Annotated in this window: 30 protein-coding genes; 26 read left to right on the top strand and 4 right to left on the bottom strand. The window is 60.5% G+C overall.

Translation table 11 applies throughout. From position 1 onward, the window contains the following. The first annotated feature begins 1 nt into the window (after position 1). Entirely contained in the window at positions 2–664 is a 663-nt protein-coding gene (locus tag HKK52_RS12165; protein ID WP_169371013.1) for a hypothetical protein, read from the top strand. 116 nt (positions 665–780) lie between these two features. On the opposite strand, the gene HKK52_RS12160 is transcribed toward HKK52_RS12165, so the two are convergent. After that, on the bottom strand, positions 781–1,131 hold the full coding sequence (locus tag HKK52_RS12160) for a DUF6124 family protein (protein WP_169371012.1): 351 nt from the start codon (positions 1,129–1,131) through the stop codon (positions 781–783). Positions 1,132–1,668: 537 nt separating this feature from the next. Between HKK52_RS12160 and flhA the strand changes: the two genes are divergently transcribed. The 14 genes from flhA (at position 1,669) to HKK52_RS12090 (ending at position 16,107) form a co-directional block, all read left to right on the top strand. Beyond that, positions 1,669–3,798: a flagellar biosynthesis protein FlhA gene (gene flhA / locus HKK52_RS12155; protein WP_169371011.1), complete on the top strand. Its 2,130-nt coding sequence runs from the start codon at positions 1,669–1,671 to the stop codon at positions 3,796–3,798. An 11-nt stretch (positions 3,799–3,809) separates the two neighbouring features. Beyond that, positions 3,810–5,144: a flagellar biosynthesis protein FlhF gene (flhF, locus tag HKK52_RS12150; protein WP_169371010.1), complete on the top strand. Its 1,335-nt coding sequence runs from the start codon at positions 3,810–3,812 to the stop codon at positions 5,142–5,144. Positions 5,145–5,260: 116 nt separating this feature from the next. Beyond that, positions 5,261–6,091 carry a flagellar synthesis regulator FleN gene (gene fleN / locus HKK52_RS12145; RefSeq protein ID WP_003222917.1) on the top strand — a complete coding sequence of 277 codons (831 nt, stop codon included), beginning with the start codon at positions 5,261–5,263 and terminating at the stop codon, positions 6,089–6,091. Beyond that, on the top strand, positions 6,088–6,828 hold the full coding sequence (gene fliA, locus HKK52_RS12140) for an RNA polymerase sigma factor FliA (RefSeq protein WP_007894214.1): 741 nt from the start codon (positions 6,088–6,090) through the stop codon (positions 6,826–6,828). The genes fleN and fliA overlap by 4 nt, the downstream gene beginning before the upstream one ends. Before the next feature lie 168 nt (positions 6,829–6,996). Then, positions 6,997–7,368: a chemotaxis response regulator CheY gene (locus HKK52_RS12135; RefSeq protein WP_003183998.1), complete on the top strand. Its 372-nt coding sequence runs from the start codon at positions 6,997–6,999 to the stop codon at positions 7,366–7,368. A gap of 22 nt (positions 7,369–7,390) precedes the next feature. Continuing rightward, positions 7,391–8,179: a protein phosphatase CheZ gene (locus HKK52_RS12130; RefSeq protein WP_123509151.1), complete on the top strand. Its 789-nt coding sequence runs from the start codon at positions 7,391–7,393 to the stop codon at positions 8,177–8,179. Positions 8,180–8,233: 54 nt separating this feature from the next. Beyond that, the gene (locus tag HKK52_RS12125; protein WP_169371009.1) at positions 8,234–10,474 is read left to right on the top strand and encodes a chemotaxis protein CheA; all 2,241 of its coding nucleotides are present in this window, start codon (positions 8,234–8,236) and stop codon (positions 10,472–10,474) included. Positions 10,475–10,523: 49 nt separating this feature from the next. Further along, the gene (locus tag HKK52_RS12120; protein WP_149657010.1) at positions 10,524–11,657 is read left to right on the top strand and encodes a protein-glutamate methylesterase/protein-glutamine glutaminase; all 1,134 of its coding nucleotides are present in this window, start codon (positions 10,524–10,526) and stop codon (positions 11,655–11,657) included. Next, positions 11,657–12,397: a flagellar motor protein gene (locus HKK52_RS12115; protein ID WP_169371008.1), complete on the top strand. Its 741-nt coding sequence runs from the start codon at positions 11,657–11,659 to the stop codon at positions 12,395–12,397. The genes HKK52_RS12120 and HKK52_RS12115 overlap by 1 nt, the downstream gene beginning before the upstream one ends. 15 nt (positions 12,398–12,412) lie before the next feature. After that, positions 12,413–13,303, top strand: a complete 891-nt coding sequence (gene motD / locus HKK52_RS12110; RefSeq protein ID WP_169371007.1) for a flagellar motor protein MotD — start codon at positions 12,413–12,415, stop codon at positions 13,301–13,303. Positions 13,304–13,346: 43 nt separating this feature from the next. Next, positions 13,347–14,135 carry a ParA family protein gene (locus tag HKK52_RS12105; RefSeq protein ID WP_133839117.1) on the top strand — a complete coding sequence of 263 codons (789 nt, stop codon included), beginning with the start codon at positions 13,347–13,349 and terminating at the stop codon, positions 14,133–14,135. 117 nt (positions 14,136–14,252) lie between these two features. After that, the gene (locus HKK52_RS12100; RefSeq protein ID WP_169371006.1) at positions 14,253–15,140 is read left to right on the top strand and encodes a CheW domain-containing protein; all 888 of its coding nucleotides are present in this window, start codon (positions 14,253–14,255) and stop codon (positions 15,138–15,140) included. Between the two features lie 88 nt (positions 15,141–15,228). Beyond that, on the top strand, positions 15,229–15,714 hold the full coding sequence (locus tag HKK52_RS12095) for a chemotaxis protein CheW (protein ID WP_008155806.1): 486 nt from the start codon (positions 15,229–15,231) through the stop codon (positions 15,712–15,714). Further along, positions 15,715–16,107, top strand: a complete 393-nt coding sequence (locus HKK52_RS12090; protein WP_169371005.1) for a DUF2802 domain-containing protein — start codon at positions 15,715–15,717, stop codon at positions 16,105–16,107. Between the two features lie 163 nt (positions 16,108–16,270). On the opposite strand, the gene HKK52_RS12085 is transcribed toward HKK52_RS12090, so the two are convergent. Both HKK52_RS12085 and fliK read right to left on the bottom strand, forming a co-directional pair. After that, a complete protein-coding gene (locus tag HKK52_RS12085) occupies positions 16,271–16,600 on the bottom strand; it encodes an EscU/YscU/HrcU family type III secretion system export apparatus switch protein (protein WP_169371004.1) in 330 nt (109 codons plus the stop codon). Beyond that, positions 16,597–18,162: a flagellar hook-length control protein FliK gene (fliK, locus tag HKK52_RS12080; protein ID WP_169371003.1), complete on the bottom strand. Its 1,566-nt coding sequence runs from the start codon at positions 18,160–18,162 to the stop codon at positions 16,597–16,599. The genes HKK52_RS12085 and fliK overlap by 4 nt, the downstream gene beginning before the upstream one ends. 223 nt (positions 18,163–18,385) lie before the next feature. Between fliK and ccmA the strand changes: the two genes are divergently transcribed. The 11 genes from ccmA to HKK52_RS12025 all read left to right on the top strand — a co-directional run bounded on the left by ccmA (position 18,386) and on the right by HKK52_RS12025 (position 25,907). After that, complete coding sequence (gene ccmA / locus HKK52_RS12075) at positions 18,386–19,021, top strand: cytochrome c biogenesis heme-transporting ATPase CcmA (RefSeq protein WP_149657004.1); 636 nt, start codon at positions 18,386–18,388, stop codon at positions 19,019–19,021. Next, positions 19,018–19,686, top strand: coding sequence for a heme exporter protein CcmB (ccmB, locus tag HKK52_RS12070; RefSeq protein ID WP_007980754.1), 669 nt, complete (start codon positions 19,018–19,020; stop codon positions 19,684–19,686). Before ccmA ends, ccmB begins: the two co-directional genes overlap by 4 nt. A gap of 75 nt (positions 19,687–19,761) precedes the next feature. Next, positions 19,762–20,517: a heme ABC transporter permease gene (locus tag HKK52_RS12065; RefSeq protein ID WP_111451896.1), complete on the top strand. Its 756-nt coding sequence runs from the start codon at positions 19,762–19,764 to the stop codon at positions 20,515–20,517. Beyond that, on the top strand, positions 20,514–20,690 hold the full coding sequence (gene ccmD, locus HKK52_RS12060; RefSeq protein WP_169371002.1) for a heme exporter protein CcmD: 177 nt from the start codon (positions 20,514–20,516) through the stop codon (positions 20,688–20,690). The genes HKK52_RS12065 and ccmD overlap by 4 nt, the downstream gene beginning before the upstream one ends. Continuing rightward, a complete protein-coding gene (ccmE, locus tag HKK52_RS12055; RefSeq protein ID WP_169371001.1) occupies positions 20,687–21,142 on the top strand; it encodes a cytochrome c maturation protein CcmE in 456 nt (151 codons plus the stop codon). The genes ccmD and ccmE overlap by 4 nt, the downstream gene beginning before the upstream one ends. A gap of 3 nt (positions 21,143–21,145) precedes the next feature. Further along, positions 21,146–23,134 (top strand): heme lyase CcmF/NrfE family subunit, encoded by a 1,989-nt coding sequence (locus HKK52_RS12050; RefSeq protein ID WP_169371000.1) that lies wholly within the window; start codon positions 21,146–21,148, stop codon positions 23,132–23,134. Then, positions 23,131–23,667, top strand: coding sequence for a DsbE family thiol:disulfide interchange protein (locus tag HKK52_RS12045; protein ID WP_169370999.1), 537 nt, complete (start codon positions 23,131–23,133; stop codon positions 23,665–23,667). The genes HKK52_RS12050 and HKK52_RS12045 overlap by 4 nt, the downstream gene beginning before the upstream one ends. Further along, complete coding sequence (locus HKK52_RS12040; RefSeq protein ID WP_169370998.1) at positions 23,664–24,137, top strand: cytochrome c-type biogenesis protein; 474 nt, start codon at positions 23,664–23,666, stop codon at positions 24,135–24,137. Before HKK52_RS12045 ends, HKK52_RS12040 begins: the two co-directional genes overlap by 4 nt. Then, on the top strand, positions 24,130–25,329 hold the full coding sequence (ccmI, locus tag HKK52_RS12035) for a c-type cytochrome biogenesis protein CcmI (RefSeq protein ID WP_169370997.1): 1,200 nt from the start codon (positions 24,130–24,132) through the stop codon (positions 25,327–25,329). Before HKK52_RS12040 ends, ccmI begins: the two co-directional genes overlap by 8 nt. A 14-nt stretch (positions 25,330–25,343) precedes the next feature. Then, positions 25,344–25,748, top strand: a complete 405-nt coding sequence (locus HKK52_RS12030; RefSeq protein ID WP_169370996.1) for a hypothetical protein — start codon at positions 25,344–25,346, stop codon at positions 25,746–25,748. Then, complete coding sequence (locus HKK52_RS12025; protein WP_169370995.1) at positions 25,749–25,907, top strand: hypothetical protein; 159 nt, start codon at positions 25,749–25,751, stop codon at positions 25,905–25,907. Positions 25,908–25,915: 8 nt separating this feature from the next. Here the strand turns inward: HKK52_RS12025 and HKK52_RS12020 are convergent, their stop codons facing one another. Further along, positions 25,916–26,803, bottom strand: coding sequence for a LysR family transcriptional regulator (locus tag HKK52_RS12020; protein ID WP_169370994.1), 888 nt, complete (start codon positions 26,801–26,803; stop codon positions 25,916–25,918). Between the last annotated feature and the right edge of the window lie 56 nt (positions 26,804–26,859).

Below are 26,859 nucleotides of genomic sequence, written 5' to 3'. Positions count from 1 at the left end.
CATGACCGTTCGCGAATACAGAAAACTGCAAGGGATGGAGCTGACGTTCGTTGAGGGAGAGCTCAAGAGAAATAACGGTGAGCGAACCATCAGCTACTCGGTCACCTTCGATATGAGCCTCGACTTCACCCACTTTGTGCAGATGGCAAATGTGTATATACCGGGTTATCTGGACAGTCCGATCAATGCCATTCGACCGGAACTTGACGGGTTGGCCTATCACTACTCCTATAACTATTTTTTCAGCGAGGCAGGGAGCATTGATAGCAGCAAGGCATTGTTTGGCGTCTTCACACCTTCCGATTACTACATGGACCAGTGGTCAAGCGGCGGGCTGGAACAGTGTTATGCCAAGCCCGACTTCGCATTGATAGACGGGAAGTTGCGAATTACCGCGCAGACGAGCTTTCGATGGGAGGACGAAAATAGGCAGATTGAAATCGCCGACCTGCCGATCATTCGTTTTCAATGGGCGCTCAATCTGCTGCAAGGCCATCGATTGCAGACTGACGTGGCACCCGAAACAAAAGTGGTGCTTATGCACGCCCACGAGGATTTTGTTGAGGTTGAAGGCCTGCAACTGTTCAGGGGCACGCGCTACATGAAAGGTCGGGAACTCGGTTTTGGCGAAATATTGCCTGGGCAGATTCTGACGGCGGGGTAATTGTCCTGGCCTGAACCTGTGGGGGCGGGTTTGCTCGCGAAAGCGGTGTGTCAGTCAACATGGATGTTGAAACTGATGGCCTCTTCGCGAGCAGGCTCGCACACAGAGGGTTTTCGTTAGTCCTGCGGGTCGAGGTTGTCCAGCGCGCGATTCACCGCCAGTTCGCCGAGCATGATGTTCTGGATGATCCCCAGCACCGTGCTGCGCTGCGAGCCTTTCAGTCCTGTTGCAAAATCGTTGGCCATGACGCTGGCTGAGGCCAGAGACTCACTGGCGTGGGCGAGCAAACTTTCGGTTTTATTGTCCGGAGCGACCATGAACATCGTGCTGGGTTTTCGCTCGCTGGCGTTCAGGCGGGCGGTCAGATTGATGTAGTCGTCGAGGGCGCGGTCGGCGGCTTCCTGGAGTTTTTGCCGGTCGATTGAGGTGTCGTCGGTTTCTGGTGGGTTCGGTGTTGGTTTGAACATAGATGAAACTCCTAATCCATTAAAACGAGCCGTCACCTTCGCTACCAGGCGAAGGGTGGCGGCCACACGCAGGTTGGTAGACCGGGATTAGGAACGGCCGCCCGAAGGCACCTGCGCATGACCACCATAAAACCGAGGCGAACAGTCTCAGCAAAGGATAGTGCTTTGCGACCTAATCCCGGGCTACCAACCCGATCACTGATTTTCAGCGACCCGGAAACGATAAAACCCGGCCCTCAGGCGCACAAGCCGGCGGATTCTGGCGCAGGCGTAGGCTGCGGCGCAAGAATGTGTAGGGCGAGTAAGTGTCTGGAGATTTCGCTTAAACACCACTGTTTAAGATCGTTCCCTCGCTCTGCGTGGGAATGCCTCTACGGACGCTCCGCGTTCGGCTCTGGATGGGGCGCGGAGCGTCCCGGGCTGGTTGCGTAGGAACGATCATCCCCACCCCGGTAAAAGTTGGAAGGCTTCTTGCAGTAGCCGCTCTGCGTCTGCTTCAGGCGTCAAAAGTTTGCTTTAAAGGAACGGGGAAAACCGGTGGATCGCTCTCAGTTAATCAACAGTGCTCGCACAAACGTCGCCGACTTGAGTCGGGGCAATCTGGGTGTGCCGCTGTTGCTGCTGGTCATGCTGGCCATGATGATGTTGCCGGTGCCGCCGTTCCTGCTGGACGTGTTCTTCACGTTCAACATCGCCTTGTCCATCGTCGTGTTGCTGGTCTGCGTCTACGCCTTGCGGCCGCTGGATTTTGCGGTGTTCCCCACGATTTTGCTGGTGGCGACACTGATGCGCCTGGCGCTGAACGTGGCGTCCACGCGAGTGGTAATGCTCCACGGTCAGGAAGGGCATGCCGCCGCCGGTAAGGTGATCCAGGCGTTCGGTGAGGTGGTGATCGGCGGTAACTACGTGGTCGGTATCGTGGTTTTCGCGATTTTGATGATCATCAACTTCGTCGTGGTGACCAAGGGCGCCGGGCGGATTTCCGAGGTGAGCGCACGTTTCACCCTCGACGCCATGCCCGGCAAGCAGATGGCCATCGACGCCGACTTGAACGCCGGCCTGATCGATCAAAACCAGGCCAAGCTGCGTCGCATGGAAGTCGCCCAGGAAGCCGAGTTCTACGGTTCCATGGACGGTGCCAGCAAATTCGTGCGCGGTGATGCCATCGCCGGCCTGCTGATTCTGTTCATCAACCTGATCGGCGGCATGGCGGTCGGTATCTTCCAGCACGGCATGACCTTTGGCGACGCTGGCCGGGTTTACGCGTTGTTGACCATTGGTGACGGTTTGGTGGCGCAATTGCCATCACTGTTGTTATCGACAGCGGCGGCGATCATGGTGACCCGTGCTTCGGGCTCGGAAGACATGGGCAAGCAGATCGGTCGCCAGATGTTCGCCTCGCCCAAAGCGTTGGCAGTAGCGGCAGGCCTGATGGCGGTGATGGGCCTGGTGCCCGGCATGCCGCACTTCTCTTTTCTCAGCATGGCGGCCCTGGCGGCCGGTGGCGCTTACCTGTTCTGGAAGAAGCAGAACGTGGTGAAGGTGCAGGCCCTGCAAGAGGTTCAGCGCCAGCAAGAGCTGCTGCCTTCGCCGGCCCGCGCCCAGGAAACCAAGGAACTGGGCTGGGACGACGTGACCCCGATCGACATGATCGGCCTGGAAGTGGGCTATCGCCTTATTCCGCTGGTGGATCGCAACCAGGGTGGTCAGTTGCTGGCGCGGATCAAGGGCGTGCGCAAGAAGCTGTCCCAGGACCTGGGCTTCCTGATGCCGACTGTGCACATTCGTGACAACCTTGATCTGGCGCCAAGCGCCTATCGCCTGACCCTTATGGGCGTGATCCTCGCCGAAGCGGAGATTTACCCGGATCGCGAACTGGCGATCAACCCCGGGCAGGTCTACGGCACGCTCAACGGCATTACCGCCAAAGATCCGGCTTTTGGCCTGGAGGCGGTCTGGATCGAAATCAGCCAGCGTGCCCAGGCACAGTCCCTCGGTTACACCGTGGTCGATGCCAGTACGGTAGTGGCAACCCACTTGAACCAGATTTTGTACAAGCACTCCAGCGAGCTGATTGGCCACGAAGAAGTGCAGCAACTCATGCAATTGCTGGCCAAAAGCTCGCCGAAACTGGCAGAAGAGCTGGTGCCGGGCGTGGTGTCGCTGTCGCAACTGCTCAAGGTTTTGCAGGCGCTGCTCGCCGAACAAGTGCCGGTTCGCGACATTCGTAGCATCGCCGAGGCCATCGCCAACAATGCCGCCAAGAGTCAAGATACTGCCGCGCTGGTGGCAGCGGTGCGCGTCGGCGTAAGCCGCGCAATCGTCCAAAGCATTGTAGGGACTGAGTCGGAGCTGCCAGTTATCACCTTGGAGCCAAGGTTGGAACAGATATTGCTCAATAGTCTTCAGAAGGCAGGACAAGGCTCGGAAGAGGGCGTTCTGCTGGAGCCAAGCATGGCAGAGAAACTGCAGCGTTCGTTGATCGATGCGGCACAGCGTCAAGAGATGCAAGGTCAACCGGTGATTCTGCTGGTGGCCGGTCCGGTTCGCGCGATGTTGTCGCGATTCGGCAGGCTGGCAGTCCCGGGTTTGCACGTGTTGGCGTATCAGGAAATTCCTGACAACAAGCAAGTGACCATCGTTGCGACAGTAGGGCCCAACGGCTGAGGTAGTGGTTTATGCAAGTTAAGCGTTTTTTCGCCGCCGATATGCGTCAGGCCATGAAACTGGTTCGTGATGAGCTGGGCGCTGATGCGGCCATTATCGGCAACCGCCGGATCGCCGGTGGTGTCGAGCTGACGGCTGCCCTGGATTACAAATTGTCGGCGCTGGCCCCGCGCGTTCCGAACATCGAACTCGAGGATGAGCTGCGCAAGACCCAGTCGCGCATCGTCACGGCCCAGGCCGAGCTGAGCCTGCGCGGCGAAGGCGAGACCGATGGCGACAAGACCACCAATCGCCAGTTGTTCGCCGGCCTGCCATTGACCGCTGCCGAGCCGCTGATCGAACCGACTTACGAACAGCCTCGGCGTGCCGCACCAGCCTCGGCGCCAGCGTCTGGCGGTGTTGACCCGCGCGCTTTCGATTCGATGCGCTTCGAGCTCAACAGCCTGCGCGAACTGATGGAAGTGCAACTCGGCTCCCTGGCCTGGAACCAGCTGCAAGGCAGCCGTCCGGCCCAGGCCAACCTGTGGCGTCGCCTGCAACGCATCGGCTTGTCCGGCCCGTTGTCCCGCGACCTGCTGGCGCTGATTACCGATATTGAAGAACCTCGTCAGGCCTGGCGCATGTTGCTGGCGCACCTGGCGCGGATGATCGCCACACCGGAAGTCGAGCCACTGGAAGAGGGCGGCGTGATTGCCATGGTCGGCCCTGCCGGCATGGGCAAGACCACCACCCTGGCCAAGCTTGCGGCCCGTTATGTGCTCAAGTACGGCGCGCAGAGCATCGCGCTGGTGAGCATGGACAGCTACCGCATCGGCGCCCAGGAACAACTCAAGACGCTGGGCCGCATTCTCAATGTGTCGGTGACCCACGTCGATCCGGGCCAGTCCCTGGTGCAAGCGCTGGATCCGTTGCTGCGCAAGCGTGTGATCCTGATCGATACCGCAGGCCTGCAAGCCAGCGACCCGGCACTGCGCATGCAGCTCGAAAGCCTGGCCGGTCGCGGGATCAAATCGAAAAATTATCTGGTCCTGGCAACCACCAGCCAGAAACAGGTTCTAACCGCTGCTTATCACAGTTACAAGCGGTGTGGGCTGGCCGGCTGCATCCTGACTAAACTGGATGAAACGGCGAGTCTGGGCGAGGTGTTGAGCCTGGCCATCAGTCATGAATTGCCGGTGGCTTACCTCACCGATGGCCCGCGCATTCCAGATGATCTGCATCTGCCGCGGCGTCACCAGTTGGTCAGTCGCGCGGTGAGCGTGCAAATGCAGGAAGAACCCAGCGAGGAAGCCATGGCTGACATGTTCGCTGATATTTACCACAGCCCGACCAAGCAGGTTGGCTGAGGTACTAATGAACAGTTTTTGTACCTACATCGATGGTCTGCCATGCATTGTTCAGTTGATGAACGCGCAGCCAGTAATGTGGCCTCCGTCTATGCAAGACAAGGTAAAGAAATAACATGGGCAGCATGCATCCCGTACAGGTGATCGCGGTGACCGGCGGCAAAGGTGGCGTCGGGAAGACTAACGTGTCAGTGAACTTGTCCCTGGCTCTAGCAGAGCTTGGCCGACGCGTCATGCTGCTGGACGCCGATCTGGGTCTGGCGAACGTCGACGTTCTGCTGGGACTGACGCCCAAACGTACCCTGGCCGATGTGATCGAAGGCCGCTGCGAGCTGCGCGACGTTCTGTTGCAAGGCCCGGGCGGCATTCGCATCGTCCCGGCCGCGTCCGGCACCCAGAGCATGGTTCATCTGAGCCCGGCCCAGCATGCCGGCCTGATCCAGGCCTTCAGCGATATCGGCGACAACCTCGACGTATTGGTGATCGACACGGCTGCGGGTATTGGTGACTCCGTAGTCAGTTTTGTCCGCGCCGCGCAAGAAGTGTTGCTGGTGGTCTGCGACGAGCCGACCTCCATCACCGACGCCTACGCTCTGATCAAATTGCTCAACCGCGACTACGGCATGAACCGCTTCCGCGTCCTGGCCAACATGGCCCAGAGCCCGCAAGAAGGTCGCAACCTGTTCGCCAAGTTGACCAAGGTCACGGACCGCTTCCTTGACGTCGCCTTACAATACGTCGGCGCGGTGCCTTACGACGAAAGCGTGCGCAAGGCCGTGCAGAAGCAGCGTGCCGTCTACGAAGCCTTCCCGCGCTCCAAGTGCGCCCTGGCGTTCAAGGCGATTGCACAGAAAGTCGACACCTGGCCGCTGCCGGCCAACCCGCGCGGGCACCTGGAATTTTTCGTCGAGCGTCTCGTGCAACAGACCGCAGGACCCGTCCTATGACAGCCAGTGGCTACAACCTCTACAAGAAGTCGGCACGTGATGCGCAATACGAGCTGATCGAGCGTTACGCGCCACTGGTCAAACGCATTGCTTACCACTTGCTGGCGCGTCTGCCGGCCAGTGTCCAGGTGGAAGACCTGATCCAGGCCGGGATGATTGGCCTGCTTGAAGTGTCGACCAAATACGACGCCAGCAAAGGCGCGAGTTTCGAAACGTACGCGGGCATTCGAATCCGTGGCGCGATGCTCGATGAAGTACGCAAGGGGGACTGGGCACCACGTTCGGTCCACCGCAATACCCGCATGGTCAGCGACGCAATTCGCTCGATTGAAGCTAAAACCGGCCGTGATGCTAAAGATCACGAAGTTGCGGCCGAACTCCAATTGAGTCTCGACGATTATTACGGGATTTTGAACGATACCTTGGGCAGCCGCCTGTTCAGTTTCGACGACCTGTTGCAGGACGGCGAACACGAAGGGCTGCACGAGGATGGCGCCAGTGCTCATCTGGAGCCGTCGCGCGATCTGGAAGACGAACGTTTCCAGGCCGCCTTGGCGGACGCGATTGCCAATTTGCCGGAGCGTGAGCGACTGGTGTTGGCGCTGTACTACGACGAAGAGCTGAACCTCAAGGAAATCGGTGAGGTCCTGGGTGTCAGCGAATCCCGTGTCAGCCAGTTACACAGCCAGTGCGCGGCCCGTTTGCGGGGGCGTTTGGGGGAGTGGCGAGCGCGCTGAAGGCAGTGTGGGGACACTGCGAACGAGGCTGGTGTGGTGTTGAACTGCAGCGGTCTCGATCTGTTGTGCTCCAGACAGTCATTTGAGTGCTTTGCCGGATTGATTGAAATGGCGCGTCCAGGTGCTGGGCGCGTTTAAGACTGCTTGGAGGTCGAATTGGACAAGAACATGAAAATCCTCATCGTTGATGACTTCTCAACGATGCGGCGGATCATTAAAAACCTGTTGCGTGACCTTGGGTTCACCAACACGGTCGAGGCTGACGATGGCACCACTGCCATTCCGGTGCTCAACAGCGGCAGCATCGACTTTCTGGTAACAGACTGGAACATGCCAGGCATGACCGGCATCGACCTGCTGCGCCACGTGCGCGCCGATGAAAAACTCAAGCACTTGCCAGTGCTGATGGTGACCGCTGAAGCCAAGCGCGAACAGATCATCGAAGCGGCCCAGGCCGGTGTTAACGGCTATGTGGTCAAACCCTTCACGGCCCAGGCGTTGAAAGAAAAAATCGAGAAGATTTTCGAACGCATCGGTTGAGCAACTGCGCCACGGGGGAGCTATGGAGCATAACGAATCTTCACAGGGCGATTTTGAGTCGACCCTGAAAAAACACGCGGTCGAACTGGTCGAAAGCCTTGAAAAAGGCAGGTTCGGCGACGCTGTGCAACTGATCCATGAGCTCAATCAGACCCGTGACCGCGGCCTGTATCAGGAAGTGGGCAAGCTCACTCGCGAGCTGCATAGCGCGATCGTCAATTTCCAGATTGACCCGAACATGCCGCAAGCCGAGGAAGTTTCGCAGATCACGGATGCGACCGAGCGTCTGGGGTATGTGGTCAAGCTGACCGAGGCCGCCGCCAACCGCACCATGGACCTGGTGGAAAACGCCACGCCGCTGGTCAATGGCCTGAGCCAGGAAGCCCAGGCCTTGAGCACCGACTGGGGACGGTTCATGCGTCGCGAAGTCGGGGCTGAAGAGTTTCGCGAGCTGGCGCGGCGGGTCGACGGTTTTCTGACACGCAGCAGCGAAGACAATCGCGTGGTGTCGAGCAACCTCAACGACATTCTGCTGGCTCAGGATTACCAGGACCTCACCGGTCAAGTGATCAAGCGCGTGACCCAATTGGTCACCGAAGTTGAAAGCAACCTGCTCAAGCTCGTGCTCATGGCCAGCCAGGTAGACCGCTTTGCGGGTATCGAACATGACCGTGAAGCGATGCTGGCTGAAAAAGATCCGCAAAAACATCTCTCTCAGGGTGAAGGTCCGCAGATTCATGCCGATAAAAGAGAAGACGTTGTGTCCGGTCAGGACGATGTGGACGATTTGTTATCCAGCCTGGGATTTTAGAGTTTTAAAATTTTAGGTTTTTTGGGTTTTTAGACCTGTAGGAGCACCCCCTTAATGAGCTTCGGCGCCGATGAAGAGATCCTTCAGGATTTCCTGGTTGAGGCCGGCGAGATTCTAGAGCAACTGTCCGAGCAACTGGTCGAGCTGGAAAGCCGACCGGATGATGCGGACTTGCTCAATGCAATTTTTCGCGGTTTTCACACTGTAAAAGGGGGCGCCGGCTTCCTCCAGCTCAATGAGCTGGTGGAGTGCTGTCACATCGCCGAGAACGTGTTCGACATCCTGCGCAAGGGTGAACGACGCGTCGACTCGGAACTGATGGACGTGGTTCTCGAAGCGCTGGATGCGGTGAACGGCATGTTCACCGAAGTCCGCGAACGCAGCCCGATCACGGCTGCCACTCCAGAATTGCTTGAAGCCTTGGCCCGTCTGGCCGAGCCACAATCCGCCGACGCCGCCCCGGTTGCCGACGTGGTGGAAGAACCGGCCGCCGAAAGCGAGTCGGGCGACATTACCGATAACGAATTCGAACAACTGCTGGACTCGCTGAACGCCGTCAAGGCCCAGGCCGAAGCTCCCGCCGCTGCGCCAGTGCCGAGCAGCAATGCCGCGGCCAGCGACGAAATCACCGACGCCGAGTTCGAGTCGTTGCTCGATCAGCTGCACGGTAAAGGTCAGTTCGCGGTCGATGCCGTAGCCGCAGCTCCGGCTGCACCGGCAGCCAAGGCCCCGAAAGCGGCCGGCGACAGCTCGGACATCACCGACGACGAATTCGAAGCACTGCTCGATCAACTGCACGGCAAGGGCAACTTTGCCGTCGATGCGCTGGAAACCGCCATTGCCTCGGCGCCAGCCCCGGCTGCGCCCACCGCTAAAGCGGCCGGCGGCGATCTGATCTCCGATCACGAGTTCGAATCGCTGCTCGATGAATTGCACGGTAAAGGCAAGTTCACTGAAGTCGGCACCGGCGCAGTCGTCACTGCTCCTGTTGCCAAGGCTCCGGCGCCTGCGCCGAAACCTGTCGCCAAAGCGCCCGAGCCTAAAGCCGAAGCGCCGAAAGCTGTAGCCGCGCCGGCCCCGGCCCGTGCAGCGTCCGCGCCGCCACCGGAAAAACCGGCGAGTGAAGCCGAGACCACCGTGCGGGTTGATACCGCGCGTCTCGACGAAATCATGAACATGGTCGGCGAACTGGTACTGGTGCGTAACCGCTTGGTCCGTCTGGGCCTCAACAGCGGCGACGAAGCCATGTCCAAGGCTGTGTCGAACCTCGACGTGGTCACGGCCGACCTGCAAACCGCGGTCATGAAGACCCGGATGCAACCGATCAAGAAGGTCTTCGGGCGCTTCCCGCGTCTGGTTCGCGACCTGGCTCGCCAGCTCAAGAAAGAGATCAACCTGGAGTTGGTCGGCGAAGAAACCGACCTCGACAAGAACCTCGTCGAGGCCCTGGCCGACCCGCTGGTCCACTTGGTGCGCAACTCGGTCGACCACGGTATCGAGGAACCGGCCGAACGCGAAGCGATGGGCAAGCCACGCAGCGGCAAGGTGATTCTGTCCGCCGAACAGGAAGGCGACCACATCCTGCTGTCCATCTCCGATGACGGCAAGGGCATGGACGCTGATGTCCTGCGCGGGATCGCGGTCAAGAAAGGCTTGATGGACAAGGATGCGGCAGACCGTCTCAGCGAGTCGGATTGCTTCAACCTGATCTTCGCACCGGGTTTCTCGACCAAAACCGAGATCTCCGACGTGTCGGGTCGTGGCGTGGGCATGGACGTGGTGAAAACCAAGATCGCCCAGCTCAACGGCACCATCAATATCTACTCGACCAAGGGCAAAGGCTCGAAGATCGTCATCAAGGTGCCATTGACCCTGGCGATCATGCCGACGCTGATGGTCATGCTCGGCAACCAGGCCTTTGCGTTCCCGCTGGTGAACGTCAACGAGATCTTCCACCTCGACCTGTCGCGCACCAACGTCGTCGACGGTCAGGAAGTGGTGATCGTGCGGGACAAGGCACTGCCCTTGTTCTACCTCAAGCGCTGGCTGGTCAGCTCCGCCGCTCACGAAGAGCAGCGCGAGGGCCATGTGGTGATCCTTTCGGTGGGCACCCAGCGGATCGGCTTTGTCGTCGATCAACTGGTGGGCCAGGAAGAAGTGGTCATCAAGCCATTGGGCAAAATGCTCCAGGGAACCCCAGGCATGTCCGGCGCCACCATCACCGGTGACGGCCGCATCGCGCTGATTCTCGATGTCCCGAGCATGCTCAAGCGTTACGCCGCACGGCGTATTTGATTCTGCCGCAGCGGGGCGACAACGCCCCGCGGCGTCTAACGGAGTGTTTATGGTAGTCAAAGTCCTGGTGGTGGACGATTCGGGGTTTTTCCGCCGCCGCGTCTCGGAAATTCTTTCAGCGGATCCGAACATCCAGGTTGTCGGTACGGCAACCAACGGAAAAGAGGCGATCGATCAGGCGCTGGCCCTCAAGCCAGACGTGATCACCATGGACTACGAGATGCCGATGATGGATGGCATCACGGCGGTGCGGCACATCATGCAGCGCTGCCCGACCCCGGTCTTGATGTTCTCCTCGCTGACGCACGAAGGCGCCCGGGTCACCCTGGATGCGCTGGACGCCGGTGCGGTGGATTTCCTGCCGAAGAATTTCGAAGACATCTCCCGCAACCCGGAGAAGGTCAAGCAACTGCTGTGCGAAAAGATCCTGAGCATTTCGCGCAGTAACCGTCGCGCCAACACCTACACGGCTCCAGCCCCGGTGGCTGCACCTGCACCGACGCCAGCGCCTTCGAGCGTCAGCAGCTATGGCAGCAGCGCGCCTGCGCGTCCGGCACCGGCACCTTTGCCGACCCGTGCGCCAGCGTCTGCCGGTCCATCGTCGCCCGCGCCAAAACGCAAAGCCTACAAACTGGTGGCCATCGGTACGTCCACCGGCGGCCCGGTTGCCCTGCAACGGGTATTGACCCAATTGCCGGCCAACTTCCCGGCGCCGATCGTGTTGATCCAGCACATGCCGGCAGCCTTCACCAAGGCCTTCGCCGAACGCCTGGACAAGCTGTGCCGCATCAACGTCAAGGAAGCCGAGGATGGCGACATCCTGCGTCCGGGCCTGGCGCTGCTGGCACCGGGTGGCAAGCAAATGATGATCGATGGCCGTGGCGCGGTGAAAATCCTGCCAGGCGACGAGCGTCTGAACTACAAGCCGTGCGTGGACATCACCTTCGGTTCGGCGGCCAAGTCCTACGGTGACAAAGTTCTGGCGGTGGTCTTGACCGGCATGGGCGCCGACGGTCGCGAAGGCGCGCGTCTGCTCAAGCAGGGCGGCAGCGCGATCTGGGCCCAGGATGAAGCCAGCTGCGTGATCTACGGCATGCCGATGGCCATCGTCAAAGCCGACCTCGCCGACGCGATTTACAGTCTCGACGACATTGGCAAACACTTGGTTGAGGCCTGTATCTGATGGATGTACTCAGCCTGATCGGGATCATCCTGGCGTTCGTTGCCATCATTGGCGGCAACTACCTTGAAGGCGGTCACCTCGGCGCTCTGGCCAATGGCCCGGCGGCGTTGATCGTGATTGGTGGGACCGTCGGTGCGGCGCTGTTGCAATCGCCGATGAGCGCGTTCAAGCGCTCCATGCAGATCCTTGCCTGGATCCTGTTTCCACCGCGTGTGGATCTGGCCGGTGGCATTGATCGCGTAGTGAACTGGAGCCTGACGGCCCGCAAGGAAGGCCTGCTCGGTCTGGAAGGGGTGGCCGACGCCGAACCGGACAACTACTCGCGCAAAGGCCTGCAACTGCTGGTCGACGGCGCCGAGCCGGAAGCGATTCGCAGTATCCTCGAAGTGGATTTCTACACCCAGGAAAGCCGCGACATCGAAGCCGCCAAAGTCTTCGAAAGCATGGGCGGCTACGCGCCGACCATCGGCATCATCGGTGCGGTGATGGGCCTGATTCACGTGATGGGCAACCTTGCCGATCCGTCGCAACTGGGCAGCGGGATTGCCGTGGCTTTCGTCGCGACGATCTACGGCGTGGCCAGTGCCAACCTGGTGTTGTTGCCGGTAGCGGCCAAGCTCAAGTCCATCGCGTTGCGTCAGTCGCGTTATCGCGAAATGTTGTTGGAAGGGATTCTGTCGATCGCCGAAGGTGAAAACCCTCGCTCTATTGAGTTGAAGCTTCAGGGCTTCATGGATTGATGGGAGACATGGACCATGGCACGTCGTCGCCAACCTGAAGAACACGTTAATCACGAACGCTGGTTGGTGTCCTACGCGGACTTCATCACTCTGCTGTTTGCGTTCTTCGTGGTCATGTATTCGATCTCTTCGATCAACGAAGGCAAGTACAAGGTCATCTCGGAAGCGTTGATCGGCGTGTTTACCGATTCGGATCGTGCCCTCAAGCCGATCCCGATTGGCGAAGAGCGCCCGGTGACCGTGACCCCGGCCAAGCCGCTGGTCAAGGATGCCGAGCAGATCGACGCCGGTATCTCCGGCGCCAGCGATCCGCTGAAAAGCATCGCCGATGACATCAGCGCCGCATTCGGTGATTTGATCAGTTCCAACCAGATGACCATTCGCGGTAACGAGTTGTGGGTCGAGATCGAACTCAACTCCAGCCTGTTGTTCGGCAGCGGCGATGCCATGCCCAGCGACATCGCCTTCAGCATCATCGACAAGGTCGCGGCGATCCTCAAACCGTTCGACAACCCGATCCACGTTGAAGGTTTTACCGACGATCAACCGATCCGCACCGCGCAGTACCCGACCAACTGGGAACTGTCCTCCGCCCGTTCGGCGAGCATCGTGCGCATGCTGGCGATGCAGGGTGTAAACCCCGGTCGCCTGGCGTCGGTGGGCTACGGTGAATTCCAGCCCGTGGCCAATAACGCCACGGCGGAAGGCCGGGCGCGTAATCGGCGGGTGGTGCTGGTGGTTTCACGAAATCTCGATGTACGTCGCAGCCTCACGGGCACCGGAACCGCTAATGCAAAACCGGATGCCGCGTTGAAGCGTGCTGGCACACAAACTGCACCGACCCCGGTCAAGTCGCCGGGACGAGAGAGCGCCGTCAATTCTCCGTCACCCGCATTAATACGTTGAGCTATTTCTCGGTCGGCCTGATCGACCGGGAGGAACAATCCGAATGAGAGTCTGGGCAGTTGCCAATCAAAAGGGTGGTGTTGGTAAAACCACTTCCTCTATCGCTTTAGCCGGGTTGCTGGCCGAGGCGGGCAAGCGCGTGGTTATTGTCGATCTTGACCCGCACGGCTCGATGACCAGCTATTTCGGCTACGACCCCGACACCCTGGAACACAGCTGCTACGACCTGTTCCTGCACAAGGGCAGCGTGCCGCAAGGCTTGCCCGGTCAGTTGCTGATGCCCACCAGTCACGAGAATATTTCCCTGTTGCCGTCGAGCACCGCGCTGGCGACCCTTGAACGACAGTCGCCGGGCCAGAGTGGTTTGGGTCTGGTGATCGCCAAGAGTCTGGCGCAATTGTGGCAAGACTTCGATTACGCCGTGATCGACAGCCCGCCGTTGCTCGGTGTGTTGATGGTCAACGCCCTGGCCGCGAGCCAGCAGTTGGTGATCCCGGTACAGACCGAGCACCTGGCCGTCAAAGGCCTGGAGCGGATGGTCAACACCCTGGCGATGATCAACCGCTCGCGCAAACAGGCGTTGCCGTTCAGCATCGTCCCGACCTTGTTCGACCGCCGCACCCAGGCGTCCCTCGGGACCTTGCGCGTATTGCGCGACAAGTACCCGGAAGAAATCTGGCAAGGCTACATCCCGGTGGACACGCGTATGCGTGATGCGAGCCGGGCCGGGGTCACGCCTTCGCAGTTCGACGGCAAGAGCCGTGGCGTTCTCGCCTATCGCGCGCTGCTCAAGCACCTGCTGGCCGCACAACTCGTTCCGGCGGTGGCCTGAGATGAACACAATCTCTGTAGGAGCAAGGCTTGCCCGCGATAGCCGCACCACGGTTTTCACAGGTAAACCGCGTTATCGTTCTTCGCGGGCAAGCCTCGCTCCTGCACAGGTGTTCGCATGATCCGGCCGGTGAAGGTCACTTCGCGTCCGCAACTGGCGCTCCAGTCTTATCTGGACAGCTTGCTGATGGAGGCGACTGAAGAGTTGCCGCCGGAAGTCGAGGCGGTGGCTGAAGTTATTGAGGTTGTCGAAGCGGTCGAGGTGGAAGCGGCGCTGGACGAGTTCCAGTTGGCCGTGCTCGAGGAACAGGCGCGTGATGCGCGCCCGACGGCTGCCGTCGCCGCGCCGGTGGTTGCGCCAGTGGTTGAGAAAGCGCCGGTCACCGTGATCGAAGCCCCGGCCCCGATCCTGGCGCCGGTCTCGACCATCGCACCGCTGCTGCAAGCCTTGGTACCGCCGGTGGTTGAAGTCCACCTGCCGCCAAGCAACACGCCGCCACCGGTGGAGACCGATGGCCGTCCGTCCTGGGCCGCGGAGCCGTTCGAATGTCTGTTGTTCGACGTTGCCGGGCTGACCCTGGCCGTGCCGCTGGTGTGCCTGGGCTCGATATATTCCCTGGCCGGCCACGAGCTGACGCCGTTGTTCGGTCAGCCGGAATGGTTCCTCGGGATTTTGCCGAGCCAGGCCGGCAACCTGAAAGTGCTGGATACCGCGCGCTGGGTCATGCCGGATCGCTATCGCGATGACTTCCGCCAGGGTCTGCAATACGTTATTTCGGTGCAGGGCTATGAGTGGGGGCTGGCGGTGCATCAGGTCAGCCGCTCGTTGCGCCTGAACCCGAACGAAATCAAATGGAGAAGTCACCGAGGTCAGCGGCCATGGCTCGCCGGCACGGTGATTGAGCACATGTGTGCGCTGCTGGACGTTTCCGCCCTGGCCGAGTTGATCGCCAGTGGCGGGGCCAAGCACATGGGCGGCAGTAAGCCGCTACACAAACCGACATAGCTGCCGACATAACAAGTATGCGACGGCATTGTTGAATGCCGCCAACAGAACACACACCGCCAGAAGCGGTTTTTCGAGGGGTCAGGGTATGAGTAATCAAGCGACGAATGCAAAAGGTTCTGAAGATCCGATCCTGCAATGGGTAACCTTCAAGCTGGACAATGAAACCTACGGCATCAACGTGATGCGCGTTCAGGAAGTCCTTCGTTACACCGAAATCGCCCCGGTACCGGGTGCCCCGAGCTACGTGCTGGGCATCATCAACCTGCGCGGTAACGTGGTCACCGTGATCGACACCCGTCAGCGCTTCGGCCTGATGAACGCCGAGATCAGCGACAACACCCGTATCGTCATCATCGAAGCCGACAAGCAAGTGGTCGGGATCATGGTCGACAGCGTGGCCGAAGTGGTTTACCTGCGTCAGTCGGAAATCGAGACCGCGCCAAACGTCGGTAACGAAGAGTCCGCCAAGTTCATTCAAGGCGTGTGCAACAAGAACAACGAACTGCTGATCCTGGTCGAACTCGACAAGATGATGAGCGAAGAAGAATGGTCGGATCTGGAGAACATCTGATTGATTCTTGAGGTTGCAGTCATTGTCCTGTTCCTGTTCTGGGCAGGCACGCTGGCCATGTTCCTGGCGTACATCCGCAGCCAGCGCGTGATCGCGGCGCAACAGGCCGAGGGCGATGCGCTGCGCGATCAGCGCATCAAGGACCTGGCCAAGCGCGTCGACAACTACCAGAGCGGCAACGTGCGCATGGGTGAAGACCTGCACGAACTGCGCGCGGTGGTCAGCCCGTTACCGGACAAACTGGCCCAGCTGGAACAGCGTGACCCCTCGAGCCTGTCGTTCGCCCAAGCGGCGCGACTGGTGGGCATGGGGGCGAGCGTCGATGAACTGACTCAGTCGTGCGGCCTGACCCAGGCTGAGGCAGAGTTGATGAGCAAGATGCACAAGAACTGAAAGATCAAAAGATCGCAGCCTTCGGCAGCGATCTTTTTTTGCGTTGAGATCATTCCCACGCTCTGCATGGGAATGCCTCTTGGGACGCTCCGCGTTCCGCTCTTGAACGGTGACGCAGAGCGTCACGGGCTGCATTCCCACGCAGAGCGTGGGAACGATCAGATCAATAGTCGTCGCCGCGCTCGGTAACATCCTTCTCCACCATCGGCGCATCCGGATCCTGCCCCTGCGGGAATTTCCCCTTCAAATTCCACGCAAACGCAATAATCTCGGCAATCGTGCGATACAACTCTTCGGGAATACTGTCCCCCAGTTCCATCTTCGCCAGCAGCCGCACCAGCTCCGGATTCTCATAGATCGGCACTTCGCATTCGCGAGCAATTTTCAAAATCGCTTCAGCCAGTTCTTCGTCGCCCTTGGCGGTGAGGGTCGGGGCGTGGCTGCCGTCGTATTTGAGGGCGATGGCCTGGCGTGGGGGGGTGGGGTTTCTCATGCGGTTTCGTCGACCCAGCGTTGTTCGAGGCGGGTTTGTGCGCCTTGGGGAGGTGTGCCGAGGTGGCAATCCAGATCGCCGACGTTCAAGCCCGAGGCCAGCAAGCGTTCGCGCAGGGCCGCCAGGTTGCTTTCGATCAGGCTCGCGGTGTACGGGCGTTCGGCCCACAGCTGACTGGACAGACTGCCCTGGATCAACTGCGCCTGAACCTGCAGCGGGCCCAACGGCTCCATGTCGAACGCCAGTTCAACCCGCCACAGTTGCTGTTTCGGCTCCCGCTCTTCACGGCGTTCATTTTGCTGTTCTTTTTCCGGCGCTTCTTCGCGCTGGAACTTGACCTGCAACGGCACGATGTCTTGCAGATTACGCATCGGAATTTCCAGCTGCCAGGTGCTCATCAGCCGTCCATCGTCGGTGACGCCGGTTTGTTCCAGGCTCGACAGTTGATGGCTTTGCAGGCGTGAAACGGCAGCGGCTGCCAGGCGCAACAAATGCTCCAGATCGCCTTCACCATCCTGGCTTTGCAACAGCCGATCGGGCAGCGGGAAATGGGTCGGCAGCGGTTTGGCGCTGACCTGGCCGAGCATGCCGAGTGCGCTGCGCACGAAGCTTGGCATCGCCTGAGCCAAGGTGTTGGCGGCGATGACGGCGCCGAGATTGGTGTTAGGCGGGGTCAATTGCGCGATCAGCTTGAGCAGGTCGGCTTTCATGTCCGGGGCCAGTGCCGGGGTCTGGCCGGTCAGCAGTTTCGCTTCGAGGAACATGCCACTGTTGGCCAGCGCCAGAGCCAGGCCTTTGGGCGTACTCAGTTGCTGCATGTCCGGCAGCCCGGCGAGCAGTTTGTTCACGGCGGCTTGCAGGTCGGCGGAGGTCTCGTCGGTCTGCGGCAGGTTCTGCAAGGCGCTGAGCAAGCCGTCCAGCGAACCCTGGCGGCTCTGCTGGGTGGTCAGCTGCTGCGACACCGCCAACTGGTCCTGGCGATTGCTCAGCGGCAGGAATTTCAAAGTCTGCGTGTCTTGCACCAATGCGCTTAATAGCGTGCCAATGCGCAGCGGTTGCGGGCTGTCGATGGTCAGGGTGGTGCCGCTCAGTGCGGTGTTGAGCAGGCTCACCATTGAACGAAAAACCGTGGGCTGGCCCGGCGTCTGCGGCAACACCTGGGACGTCAGCACTTTGCCTTGCAGCAAGGTGCCGACCGGCAGTTGCGCAGTGTCGAGGCGGGTGAGGACGGCCACGTTGGAGGCGATCGCCTGTTGCACCGTGATCGCCAGGTTGCTGGCCGACGGCTGGGTGATCACCACATTGGTGCCGGTGGGCAGCGGTTGCAGGCTGGTGGCCTGGACCGTGGTCTGGCGGCCGCCGTCGACGGTGACCTTGAGCAACAGTTGAAAGGTCTGGTCCGCCTGTTTCAGCGACAGCACTTCAGCGTTGGCGGTCTGACCAGCACTGATCAAGCCCTCCATCGGCGTCAGCAGCTTGAGCAAGTCGCCACTGACCACCACCGGGCGCGTGTTCGCCGGCACGGTCTGAGGCACTGGGAGGATGTTCATTTCGCCTGTCATACGCGGTCACAACCTTCGGAAAATGCGCTCTTTAGAGTAAGGCATGGCATGTATAATGCCGCCCGTCTTTCAGGGAGCGGTGAAAACATTGCAATTGTTTTGACGCAGCTCTCTAAAACCGGCCGCCGATGCATCTATGCTGCATCTCTTTAGCGGCCGCGCCACTGCCGACTTGATCCGTCGACTTGAAACGCCGATTTGAAACGAAAAGGCCCGTGATCTCTTGACCAGTCCAGTCCTGCAAACCGTCGACCTCGCCTGTGAGCGAGACCTTCGGCTGCTCTTCGAAAATCTCGAATTGAGACTGTCCAGTGGCGAAATGGTGCAGATCAGCGGGCCCAACGGCAGCGGCAAGACCAGTTTGCTGCGCCTGCTGTCCGGATTGATGCAACCGACCGCCGGTCAAGTGCTGCTCAACGGCCAGCCGCTGAACGAACAACGCAGCGAACTGGCGCGCAATCTGTTGTGGATCGGCCATGCCGCCGGGATCAAGGACTTGCTGACGCCCGAGGAAAACCTCAGCTGGCTCTGCGCCTTGCACCAACCGGCGAGCCACGAGGCGATCTGGCAGGCGCTGGCGGCGGTCGGGCTGCGCGGTTTCGAGGATGTTCCCTGCCACACCTTGTCCGCCGGCCAGCAACGCCGGGTGGCCCTGGCGCGTCTTTACCTCGACAGCCCGCCACTGTGGATCCTCGACGAACCCTTCACCGCGCTCGATAAACAGGGCGTGGCGCAACTAGAAGAACACTTGGCCGGCCACTGTGAGCGCGGCGGCATGGTGATCCTGACCACTCACCATACCCTGAGCCGTACACCGGCCGGTTATCGCGACATTGATCTGGGGAACTGGGCCGTATGAGTGTTTTCGGCCTGTTGGTCGCCCGAGAAGCGCGCTTGCTGTTCCGCCGTCCGGCAGAGCTGGCCAATCCGTTGGTATTCTTCGCCATCGTGGTGTCGCTGTTTCCGTTGGCGGTCGGCCCCGAGTCTCAATTGTTGCAAACCTTGTCTCCGGGACTGGTCTGGGTGGCAGCCCTTTTATCGGTCCTGCTCTCGCTGGACGGGCTCTTCCGCAGTGATTTCGAGGATGGATCACTTGAACAGTGGGTCCTTTCGCCGCACCCCCTGGCTCTTCTGGTTTTGGCCAAGGTACTGGCACACTGGGCCTTCTCCGGCCTGGCACTGGTTTTGCTCGCGCCACTGCTGGCGTTGATGCTCGGTTTGCCTGCCGCCTGTCTGCCGGTGTTGCTGCTTTCTTTATTGCTGGGTACACCAGTGCTGAGCCTGCTCGGTGCGGTGGGCGCGGCCCTGACGGTCGGATTGAAGCGCGGTGGCCTGTTGCTGGCGCTGCTGATTCTGCCGCTGTACATCCCGGTGTTGATTCTCGGCAGTGGCGCCTTGCAGGCTGCCCTCCAAGGCATGCCGGCGACCGGTTATCTCTTGTGGCTTGGTAGCCTGACCGCCCTGGCGATAACGCTTACACCTTTTGCAATAGCTGCTGGCCTGAAGATCAGCGTCGGCGAATAATGAGGTCTGGTCAAATTTTGATCAGTAAAGACCCTTGGCTCTTCATAGCGAAGAGCAACCGTGATGGAAACAGTAATGAACTGGACCTGGTTTCATAAGCTCGGCTCACCCAAATGGTTTTACGGCATCAGTGGCAAACTGCTGCCGTGGCTGAGCGTCGCGGCGTTGCTGCTGATCAGCGTTGGTGTAGTGTGGGGCCTGGCCTTCGCGCCACCGGACTACCAGCAAGGCAACAGCTTTCGCATCATCTATATCCACGTTCCCGCCGCCATGCTGGCGCAGTCGATCTACGTGATGCTGGCCGTGTGCGGCATTGTCGGGCTGGTCTGGAAGATGAAACTGGCCGACGTCGCCCTGCAATGCGCGGCCCCCATCGGTGCCTGGATGACCGCCGTGGCGCTGGTCACCGGGGCGATCTGGGGCAAACCGACCTGGGGCTCGTGGTGGGTCTGGGATGCGCGACTTACGTCCATGCTAATTCTGCTGTTCCTGTACTTCGGTCTTATTGCGCTGGGCAATGCGATCAGCAATCGTGACAGTGCCGCCAAGGCCTGCGCGGTATTGGCGATTGTCGGCGTGATCAACATCCCGATCATCAAATACTCGGTGGAGTGGTGGAACACCCTGCACCAGGGCGCGACGTTTACCCTCACCGAAAAACCGGCGATGCCCGCCGAGATGTGGCTGCCACTGCTGCTGACGGTGCTGGGTTTCTACTGTTTCTTCGGCGCGGTGCTGTTGTTGCGCATGCGCCTTGAAGTGCTCAAGCGCGAAGCCCGGGCCAGCTGGGTGAAAGCCGAAGTACAGAACAGTCTGGAGGCTGCTCGATGAGTTTTGCTTCATTCGGCGACTTCCTCGCCATGGGCCATCATGCCCTGTATGTCTGGTCGGCCTATGGCATCTGCCTGGCGGTGCTGACCTTCAACGTGGCGGCGCCGATCCTGGCCCGCAAGCGGTATCTGCAACAAGAGGCGCGTCGTTTGCGCCGGGAGAACGGCAAGTGAATCCGCTGCGCAAAAAGCGTCTTATCATCATTCTCGCGATCCTGGTCGGGGTCGGCGCTGCCGTCGGCCTGGCCCTGAGCGCCCTGCAGCAGAACATCAATCTGTTTTACACACCGACCCAGATCGCCAGCGGCGAAGCCCCGCAAGACACGCGCATCCGCGCTGGCGGCATGGTCGAGAAGGGTTCGCTGCAACGTTCCGGGGATTCCCTGGATGTGAAATTCATCGTCACTGACTTTAACAAATCCGTGACCATCAGCTATCGCGGCATTCTTCCGGACCTGTTCCGCGAAGGGCAGGGCATTGTGGCCCTGGGCAAACTCAACGCCGAGGGCGTGGTGGTGGCCGACGAAGTGCTGGCCAAGCACGACGAGAAGTACATGCCGCCCGAAGTGACCAAGGCCCTGAAAGACAGCGGTCAGTCGGCACCTACCCAAGCCAAGGAGGGTTGATCGATGACCTCTGCACTGTTTATCCCCGAATTGGGCCAACTGGCGATGATCCTGGCGCTGTGTTTCGCGCTGGTTCAGGCCATCGTGCCGTTGATGGGGGCCTGGCGCGGTGACCGCTTGTGGATGAGCCTGGCTCAACCCGCGGCCTGGGGGCAGTTCGCGTTTCTGGTGTTCGCCTTCGGATGCCTGACTTACGCCTTCATGACCGACGATTTCTCCGTCGCCTATGTGGCCAGCAACTCCAACAGCGCGTTGCCGTGGTACTACAAATTCAGCGCGGTGTGGGGTGCCCACGAAGGGTCGTTGCTGCTGTGGGCGTTGATCCTCGGCGGCTGGACCTTCGCCGTATCGGTGTTCTCCCGGCAGTTGCCGCAAGTCATGCTCGCCCGCGTACTGGCGGTGATGGGCATGATCAGCACCGGTTTCCTGTTGTTCCTGATTCTTACTTCCAACCCGTTCGCGCGGATCCTGCCGCAGATTCCGGCGGACGGTCGCGACCTCAATCCATTGCTGCAAGACATCGGCCTGATCGTTCACCCGCCGATGCTGTACATGGGTTACGTCGGTTTCTCCGTGGCCTTTGCGTTTGCTATCGCCGCTTTGCTGGGCGGTCGTCTGGATGCCGCGTGGGCGCGTTGGTCCCGTCCGTGGACCATCGTCGCCTGGGCGTTCCTCGGTATCGGCATCACGCTCGGTTCGTGGTGGGCCTACTACGAACTCGGCTGGGGCGGCTGGTGGTTCTGGGATCCGGTGGAAAACGCCTCGTTCATGCCTTGGCTGGTGGGGACGGCGCTGATTCACTCGTTGGCGGTCACGGAAAAACGTGGCGTGTTCAAGAGCTGGACCGTGTTGCTGGCCATTGCCGCGTTCTCGCTGAGCTTGCTCGGGACCTTCCTGGTGCGTTCCGGCGTGCTGACTTCGGTGCATGCCTTTGCCTCCGATCCTGAGCGCGGTGTGTTCATCCTGATCTTCCTGCTGTTTGTGGTCGGTGGTTCGCTGACGCTGTTCGCCCTGCGTGCGCCGGTGGTCAAGAGCCATGTCGGCTTCAACCTCTGGTCCCGGGAAACCCTGCTGCTGGGCAACAACCTGGTGCTGGTGGTGGCGGCGTCGATGATCCTGCTCGGCACGTTGTATCCGCTGATCCTCGATGCGATGACCGGCGCCAAGCTGTCGGTCGGCCCGCCGTACTTCAACGCGCTGTTCATTCCATTGATGGCGTTGCTGATGGTGGTAATGGCGGTCGGCATGCTGGTGCGCTGGAAAGATACCCCGGTCAAATGGCTGGTGGGCATGTTGACTCCGGTACTCCTCGGCAGCGCTGCGTTGGCCGTGGTGGCCGGCGTCGCTTACGGTGATTTCAACTGGGCCGTCATCGCCACGTTCATGCTTGCCGCGTGGGTGTTGTTGGCTGGCGTGCGCGACATTCTCGACAAGACTCGTCACAAAGGTTTGATCAAAGGCCTGCCGACCCTGACTCGCAGCTACTGGGGCATGCAGGTCGCGCATCTGGGCATCGCCGTGTGTGCGCTCGGCGTCGTGTTGTCGAGCCAGAACAGTGCCGAGCGCGACTTGCGCCTGGCGCCGGGCGAGTCCATGGACCTGGCCGGTTACCACTTCATCTTCGAAGGCGCCAAGCACTTCGAAGGGCCGAACTTCACCTCCGACAAGGGCACCGTCCGCGTGATCCGCGACGGCAAGGAAGTCAGCGTGCTGCACCCGGAAAAACGCCTCTACACCGTGCAGAACTCGGTGATGACTGAAGCCGGGATCGACGCCGGTTTCACCCGCGACATTTATGTCGCCCTCGGCGAACCGCTGGGCGATGGCGCCTGGGCTGTGCGTGTGCACGTCAAACCGTTCGTGCGCTGGATCTGGTTCGGCGGCCTGCTCACAGGTGCAGGCGGGTTGCTGGCGGCGCTGGATCGCCGTTATCGGGTCAAGGTGAAAAGCCGCGTGCGTGAAGCACTCGGCATGACAGGAGCCACTGCATGAGACGTTGGTTGATGCTGTTGCCGCTGGCGATTTTCCTGGTGGTGGCTGTTTTCCTTTATCGCGGGCTGTACCTGGACCCGGCCGAGTTGCCTTCGGCGATGATCGACAAGCCGTTCCCGGAGTTTTCCCTGCCCGCGGTGCAGGGCGACAAGACTTTGACCAAGGCTGACATCCTCGGCAAACCGGCGCTGGTCAACGTCTGGGGCACCTGGTGCATTTCCTGCCGGGTCGAGCACCCGGTGTTGAACAAACTGGCGGAGAAGGGCGTGGTGATCTACGGCATCAACTACAAGGACGTCAACGCCGACGCCTTGAAGTGGCTGGCGGAATTCCACAACCCGTATCAACTGGACATCCGTGACGACGAAGGCACACTGGGTTTGAATCTTGGCGTGTACGGCGCTCCGGAGACTTTCTTCATCGACGCCAAGGGCATCATCCGTGACAAGTACGTCGGCGTGATCGATGAACAAGTCTGGCGTGAAAAACTGGCGGCCAAGTATCAGGCGCTGGTCGACGAGGCCAAGCCATGAAGCGCTGGATTGCCGCCGCTGTATTGGGTTTGAGCATGGCCGGCGTGGCGCATGCGGCCATCGACACCTACGAGTTCGCCAAAGAAGGCGACCGTGAGCGTTTTCGCGAGCTGACCAAGGAACTGCGTTGCCCCAAGTGCCAGAATCAGGACATTGCCGATTCCAACGCACCGATTGCCGCCGACCTGCGCAAAGAGATTTTCCGCATGCTCGGCGAGGGCAAGGACAACCAGCAGATCATCGACTTCATGGTCGATCGCTACGGTGATTTCGTCCGCTACAAACCCGCTCTGAACGCCAAGACCGCCGTGCTCTGGTTCGGCCCTGCCGGCCTGTTGCTGGGCGGCTTCGTGGTGATCGCCGTGATCGTCCGCCGTCGTCGCGTGCAACGCGCTGACACCCCGGACACGCTTTCCTCTGATGAGCGTGAGCGCCTCGACCACCTGTTGGATAAAACCAAGAATGATTGATTTCTGGCTCGCTGCAGGTCTGCTACTTCTGGTTGCCCTGAGTTTTCTGTTGATCCCCGTTCTGCGCGGCCGTCGTGCCCAGCTCGAAGAGGATCGTACGGCCCTGAACGTCGCGCTGTACCAAGAGCGCGTGGCTGAGTTGCAGACTCAGCAGGAAGAGGGCGTGCTCAACGCTGCGCAAATGGACACCGGTCGCGCCGAAGCGGCCCGTGAGTTGCTGGCGGACACTGAAGGTGTTGCCGCGCCTCGGGTATCGCGACTGGGCAAACCGTTGCCGTTGCTGGCGGCGATTCTGGTGCCGGTATTGGGCTTGGGTCTTTATTTGCATTTTGGGGCCAGCGACAAGGTCGAACTGACCCGGGAATTCGCCCAGGCGCCGCAGTCGATGGAAGAAATGACCCGTCGTCTGGAGCGCGCAGTGGCCGCTCAGCCGGATTCGGCGGAAGGCTTGTATTTCCTCGGTCGCACCTACATGGCCCAGGATCGTCCGGCCGATGCGGCGAAGATTTTCGAGCGCACGGTGAACCTTGCCGGTCGCCAGCCGGAGCTGCTTGGCCAATGGGCTCAGGCCCAGTACTTCGCCGACGGCAAGAAGTGGTCGGACAAGATCCAGGCCCTGACCGACGAAGCGCTGAAGGCCGATCCGAAAGAAGTCACCAGCCTCGGCCTGCTCGGTATCGCCGCATTTGAAGCGGAGCGTTTTCAGGACGCCATCGACTACTGGAATCGCCTGCTGGCGCAACTGCCGCCGGACGACAACTCCCGTGGCGCCCTGCAAGGCGGGATCGCCCGGGCGACCGAGAAACTCGAAGCCAGTGGCGGCAAAGTGGCCCAAGCGCCGGCCACCAAAGGCGCGTTGCTCAAGGTGCGCGTTGATCTCGCGGCCGACCTGAAAGCCAAGGTCCAGCCGGGCGACAGCGTGTTCATCTTCGCCCGCGCCACCTCCGGTCCTCCGGCGCCATTGGCGGCCAAGCGCTTGACCGTGGCTGACCTGCCGGCGACTGTCGAACTGGGTGATGCCGACGCGATGATGCCGCAGTTGAAACTGTCGAACTTCCCTGAAGTCCAACTGGTTGCGCGCATCTCCCGCGCCGGCCAACCGACTGCCGGCGAATGGATCGGTCGCAGCCTGCCCCTGGCCAGCAGCACCACCGCGCCACAAAAACTGACTATCGACAGCCCGGACAAATAACAGGAAGCGCCCACATGACCGCCATCGCTCGTATCACCCTGCTCAGTATGGTTTTGGGGTTAAGCGCTTGTGTGGTCCAACCACAGCAGCCTGACCGGCTGCCACCGATTCCTCCGTCGCAACCGCGCCCGACGCCGTCACCGACACCCACGCCGAGCAAACCGAGCATCCCAGCCAAACCCGCCAAGCCGCTGCCGCGCACCTCCGCCAGCTTCGCCCCGCCACCGGGGGGCAACAGCCATTGGGATGCGAAGATGGGCGTCTACGTCCTCGACGACCAACCCAACACCTTCTACCGCCAGCGCACCTACTACCGCTGGAACAACGGCTGGAGCCGCTCGATCAGCCCGAACGGGCCATGGGAAGACACCGACATCCATGGCGTGCCGGGTGGGTTGGGAAGACAGTTTGGGGAATGAATGAAAACGGCGATCTTCGGATCGCCGTTTTGCTGTCTGGCGTTTGAAAAGATCGCAGGCTTCGCCAGCTCCTACGGGACCGCGCACGACGATGATCTGCCGGCGTACTCGGCTTTTGCAGGAGCTGGCGAAGGCTGCGATCTTTTGATTTTCGATTGAGCTATTTTTTACGACCCCTTAGCCAGTAACGCCTGAACGTAATCCACAAACGCCCGAGCCTTCACGCTGGCCATCCTTCCCGTCGGAAACACCGCCCACAGGTCCTGATTCGGCAAGGTCCAATCGCTCATCACTTCCACGACTGCACCACTGGCGAGTTCCGGCGCAAACATCCACTCGGACGCCATGGTCAGCCCCAGATGAGCCAGCACTGATTCACGCAGGCCTTCGGCGGCGTTGACGCGGATGCGGCCGCTGATGATCACCGGGTGTTCTTCGTCGCCTTGCTTGAACGGCCAATTCGCGCCGCCGCCCAAACTGTAAACAACGGCTTGATGTTTAGTCAGATCGGCAGGGCAGGCCGGTTTGCCGTGTTTTTCGAAATACTGCGGCGTGCCTAGCACCACGCGCCGGCACTCGGCGATCTTGCGGGCGGTGAGGCCGGAGTCGCTCTGAGCGCCCATGCGCAGGGCGACATCGACGCCTTCTTCCACCAGATTGATATTGCGGTCATCGAGCATCAGGTCGATGTTCAATTCAGGGTTCTGTTCGAGAAACGGCCCCAGATGCGGGACGATGTGCAACCGGCCGAAGGTCACGGCGGCGCAGATCCGCAAGTTGCCGGTCAGCCCGCTGGCGTCACCGCGAGCAGCGTTGTCGGCCTCGTCGGCTTCTTCGATGGCGCGTTTGGCCCGGTCGAAGAAGGCCCGCCCGGCTTCGGTGGGGGTCAGGCCACGGGTCGAGCGCAACAATAGGCGCACCGACAGTCGTGTTTCCAGTTGCGCGATGGTTTTCGACACGGCGGGCTGGCCGATATTCAGACGCCGGGCCGCTGCGGAAAACGAACCGGTTTCCACCACATAGACGAAGGTTTCCATTGCGCCGAGGCGATCCATCTTGAGTCCTTGTGCAAATGTGGTGACTTGCCGAGATCCCCCTGTGGGAGCGGGCT

It is taken from the genome of Pseudomonas sp. ADAK2, from assembly GCF_012935755.1.
Taxonomy (GTDB): Bacteria; Pseudomonadota; Gammaproteobacteria; order Pseudomonadales; family Pseudomonadaceae; genus Aquipseudomonas.
Note: the sequence above shows the minus strand (reverse complement) of the source record. Positions and strands in the feature narration are given on the sequence as shown.

What these genes read in the sequence shown, in the direction of transcription:
- HKK52_RS12165 (WP_169371013.1), top strand. Translation starts at nt 2, where the DNA reads ATGACCGTTCGCGAATACAGAAAACTGCAAGGGATGGAGCTGACGTTC.
- HKK52_RS12160 (WP_169371012.1), bottom strand. Translation starts at nt 1,131, where the DNA reads ATGTTCAAACCAACACCGAACCCACCAGAAACCGACGACACCTCAATC.
- flhF (WP_169371010.1), top strand. Translation starts at nt 3,810, where the DNA reads ATGCAAGTTAAGCGTTTTTTCGCCGCCGATATGCGTCAGGCCATGAAA.
- fleN (WP_003222917.1), top strand. Translation starts at nt 5,261, where the DNA reads ATGGGCAGCATGCATCCCGTACAGGTGATCGCGGTGACCGGCGGCAAA.
- fliA (WP_007894214.1), top strand. Translation starts at nt 6,088, where the DNA reads ATGACAGCCAGTGGCTACAACCTCTACAAGAAGTCGGCACGTGATGCG.
- HKK52_RS12135 (WP_003183998.1), top strand. Translation starts at nt 6,997, where the DNA reads ATGAAAATCCTCATCGTTGATGACTTCTCAACGATGCGGCGGATCATT.
- HKK52_RS12130 (WP_123509151.1), top strand. Translation starts at nt 7,391, where the DNA reads ATGGAGCATAACGAATCTTCACAGGGCGATTTTGAGTCGACCCTGAAA.
- HKK52_RS12125 (WP_169371009.1), top strand. Translation starts at nt 8,234, where the DNA reads ATGAGCTTCGGCGCCGATGAAGAGATCCTTCAGGATTTCCTGGTTGAG.
- HKK52_RS12120 (WP_149657010.1), top strand. Translation starts at nt 10,524, where the DNA reads ATGGTAGTCAAAGTCCTGGTGGTGGACGATTCGGGGTTTTTCCGCCGC.
- HKK52_RS12115 (WP_169371008.1), top strand. Translation starts at nt 11,657, where the DNA reads ATGGATGTACTCAGCCTGATCGGGATCATCCTGGCGTTCGTTGCCATC.
- motD (WP_169371007.1), top strand. Translation starts at nt 12,413, where the DNA reads ATGGCACGTCGTCGCCAACCTGAAGAACACGTTAATCACGAACGCTGG.
- HKK52_RS12105 (WP_133839117.1), top strand. Translation starts at nt 13,347, where the DNA reads ATGAGAGTCTGGGCAGTTGCCAATCAAAAGGGTGGTGTTGGTAAAACC.
- HKK52_RS12100 (WP_169371006.1), top strand. Translation starts at nt 14,253, where the DNA reads ATGATCCGGCCGGTGAAGGTCACTTCGCGTCCGCAACTGGCGCTCCAG.
- HKK52_RS12095 (WP_008155806.1), top strand. Translation starts at nt 15,229, where the DNA reads ATGAGTAATCAAGCGACGAATGCAAAAGGTTCTGAAGATCCGATCCTG.
- HKK52_RS12085 (WP_169371004.1), bottom strand. Translation starts at nt 16,600, where the DNA reads ATGAGAAACCCCACCCCCCCACGCCAGGCCATCGCCCTCAAATACGAC.
- fliK (WP_169371003.1), bottom strand. Translation starts at nt 18,162, where the DNA reads ATGACAGGCGAAATGAACATCCTCCCAGTGCCTCAGACCGTGCCGGCG.
- ccmB (WP_007980754.1), top strand. Translation starts at nt 19,018, where the DNA reads ATGAGTGTTTTCGGCCTGTTGGTCGCCCGAGAAGCGCGCTTGCTGTTC.
- HKK52_RS12065 (WP_111451896.1), top strand. Translation starts at nt 19,762, where the DNA reads ATGAACTGGACCTGGTTTCATAAGCTCGGCTCACCCAAATGGTTTTAC.
- ccmD (WP_169371002.1), top strand. Translation starts at nt 20,514, where the DNA reads ATGAGTTTTGCTTCATTCGGCGACTTCCTCGCCATGGGCCATCATGCC.
- HKK52_RS12050 (WP_169371000.1), top strand. Translation starts at nt 21,146, where the DNA reads ATGACCTCTGCACTGTTTATCCCCGAATTGGGCCAACTGGCGATGATC.
- HKK52_RS12045 (WP_169370999.1), top strand. Translation starts at nt 23,131, where the DNA reads ATGAGACGTTGGTTGATGCTGTTGCCGCTGGCGATTTTCCTGGTGGTG.
- HKK52_RS12040 (WP_169370998.1), top strand. Translation starts at nt 23,664, where the DNA reads ATGAAGCGCTGGATTGCCGCCGCTGTATTGGGTTTGAGCATGGCCGGC.
- ccmI (WP_169370997.1), top strand. Translation starts at nt 24,130, where the DNA reads ATGATTGATTTCTGGCTCGCTGCAGGTCTGCTACTTCTGGTTGCCCTG.
- HKK52_RS12030 (WP_169370996.1), top strand. Translation starts at nt 25,344, where the DNA reads ATGACCGCCATCGCTCGTATCACCCTGCTCAGTATGGTTTTGGGGTTA.
- HKK52_RS12025 (WP_169370995.1), top strand. Translation starts at nt 25,749, where the DNA reads ATGAAAACGGCGATCTTCGGATCGCCGTTTTGCTGTCTGGCGTTTGAA.
- HKK52_RS12020 (WP_169370994.1), bottom strand. Translation starts at nt 26,803, where the DNA reads ATGGATCGCCTCGGCGCAATGGAAACCTTCGTCTATGTGGTGGAAACC.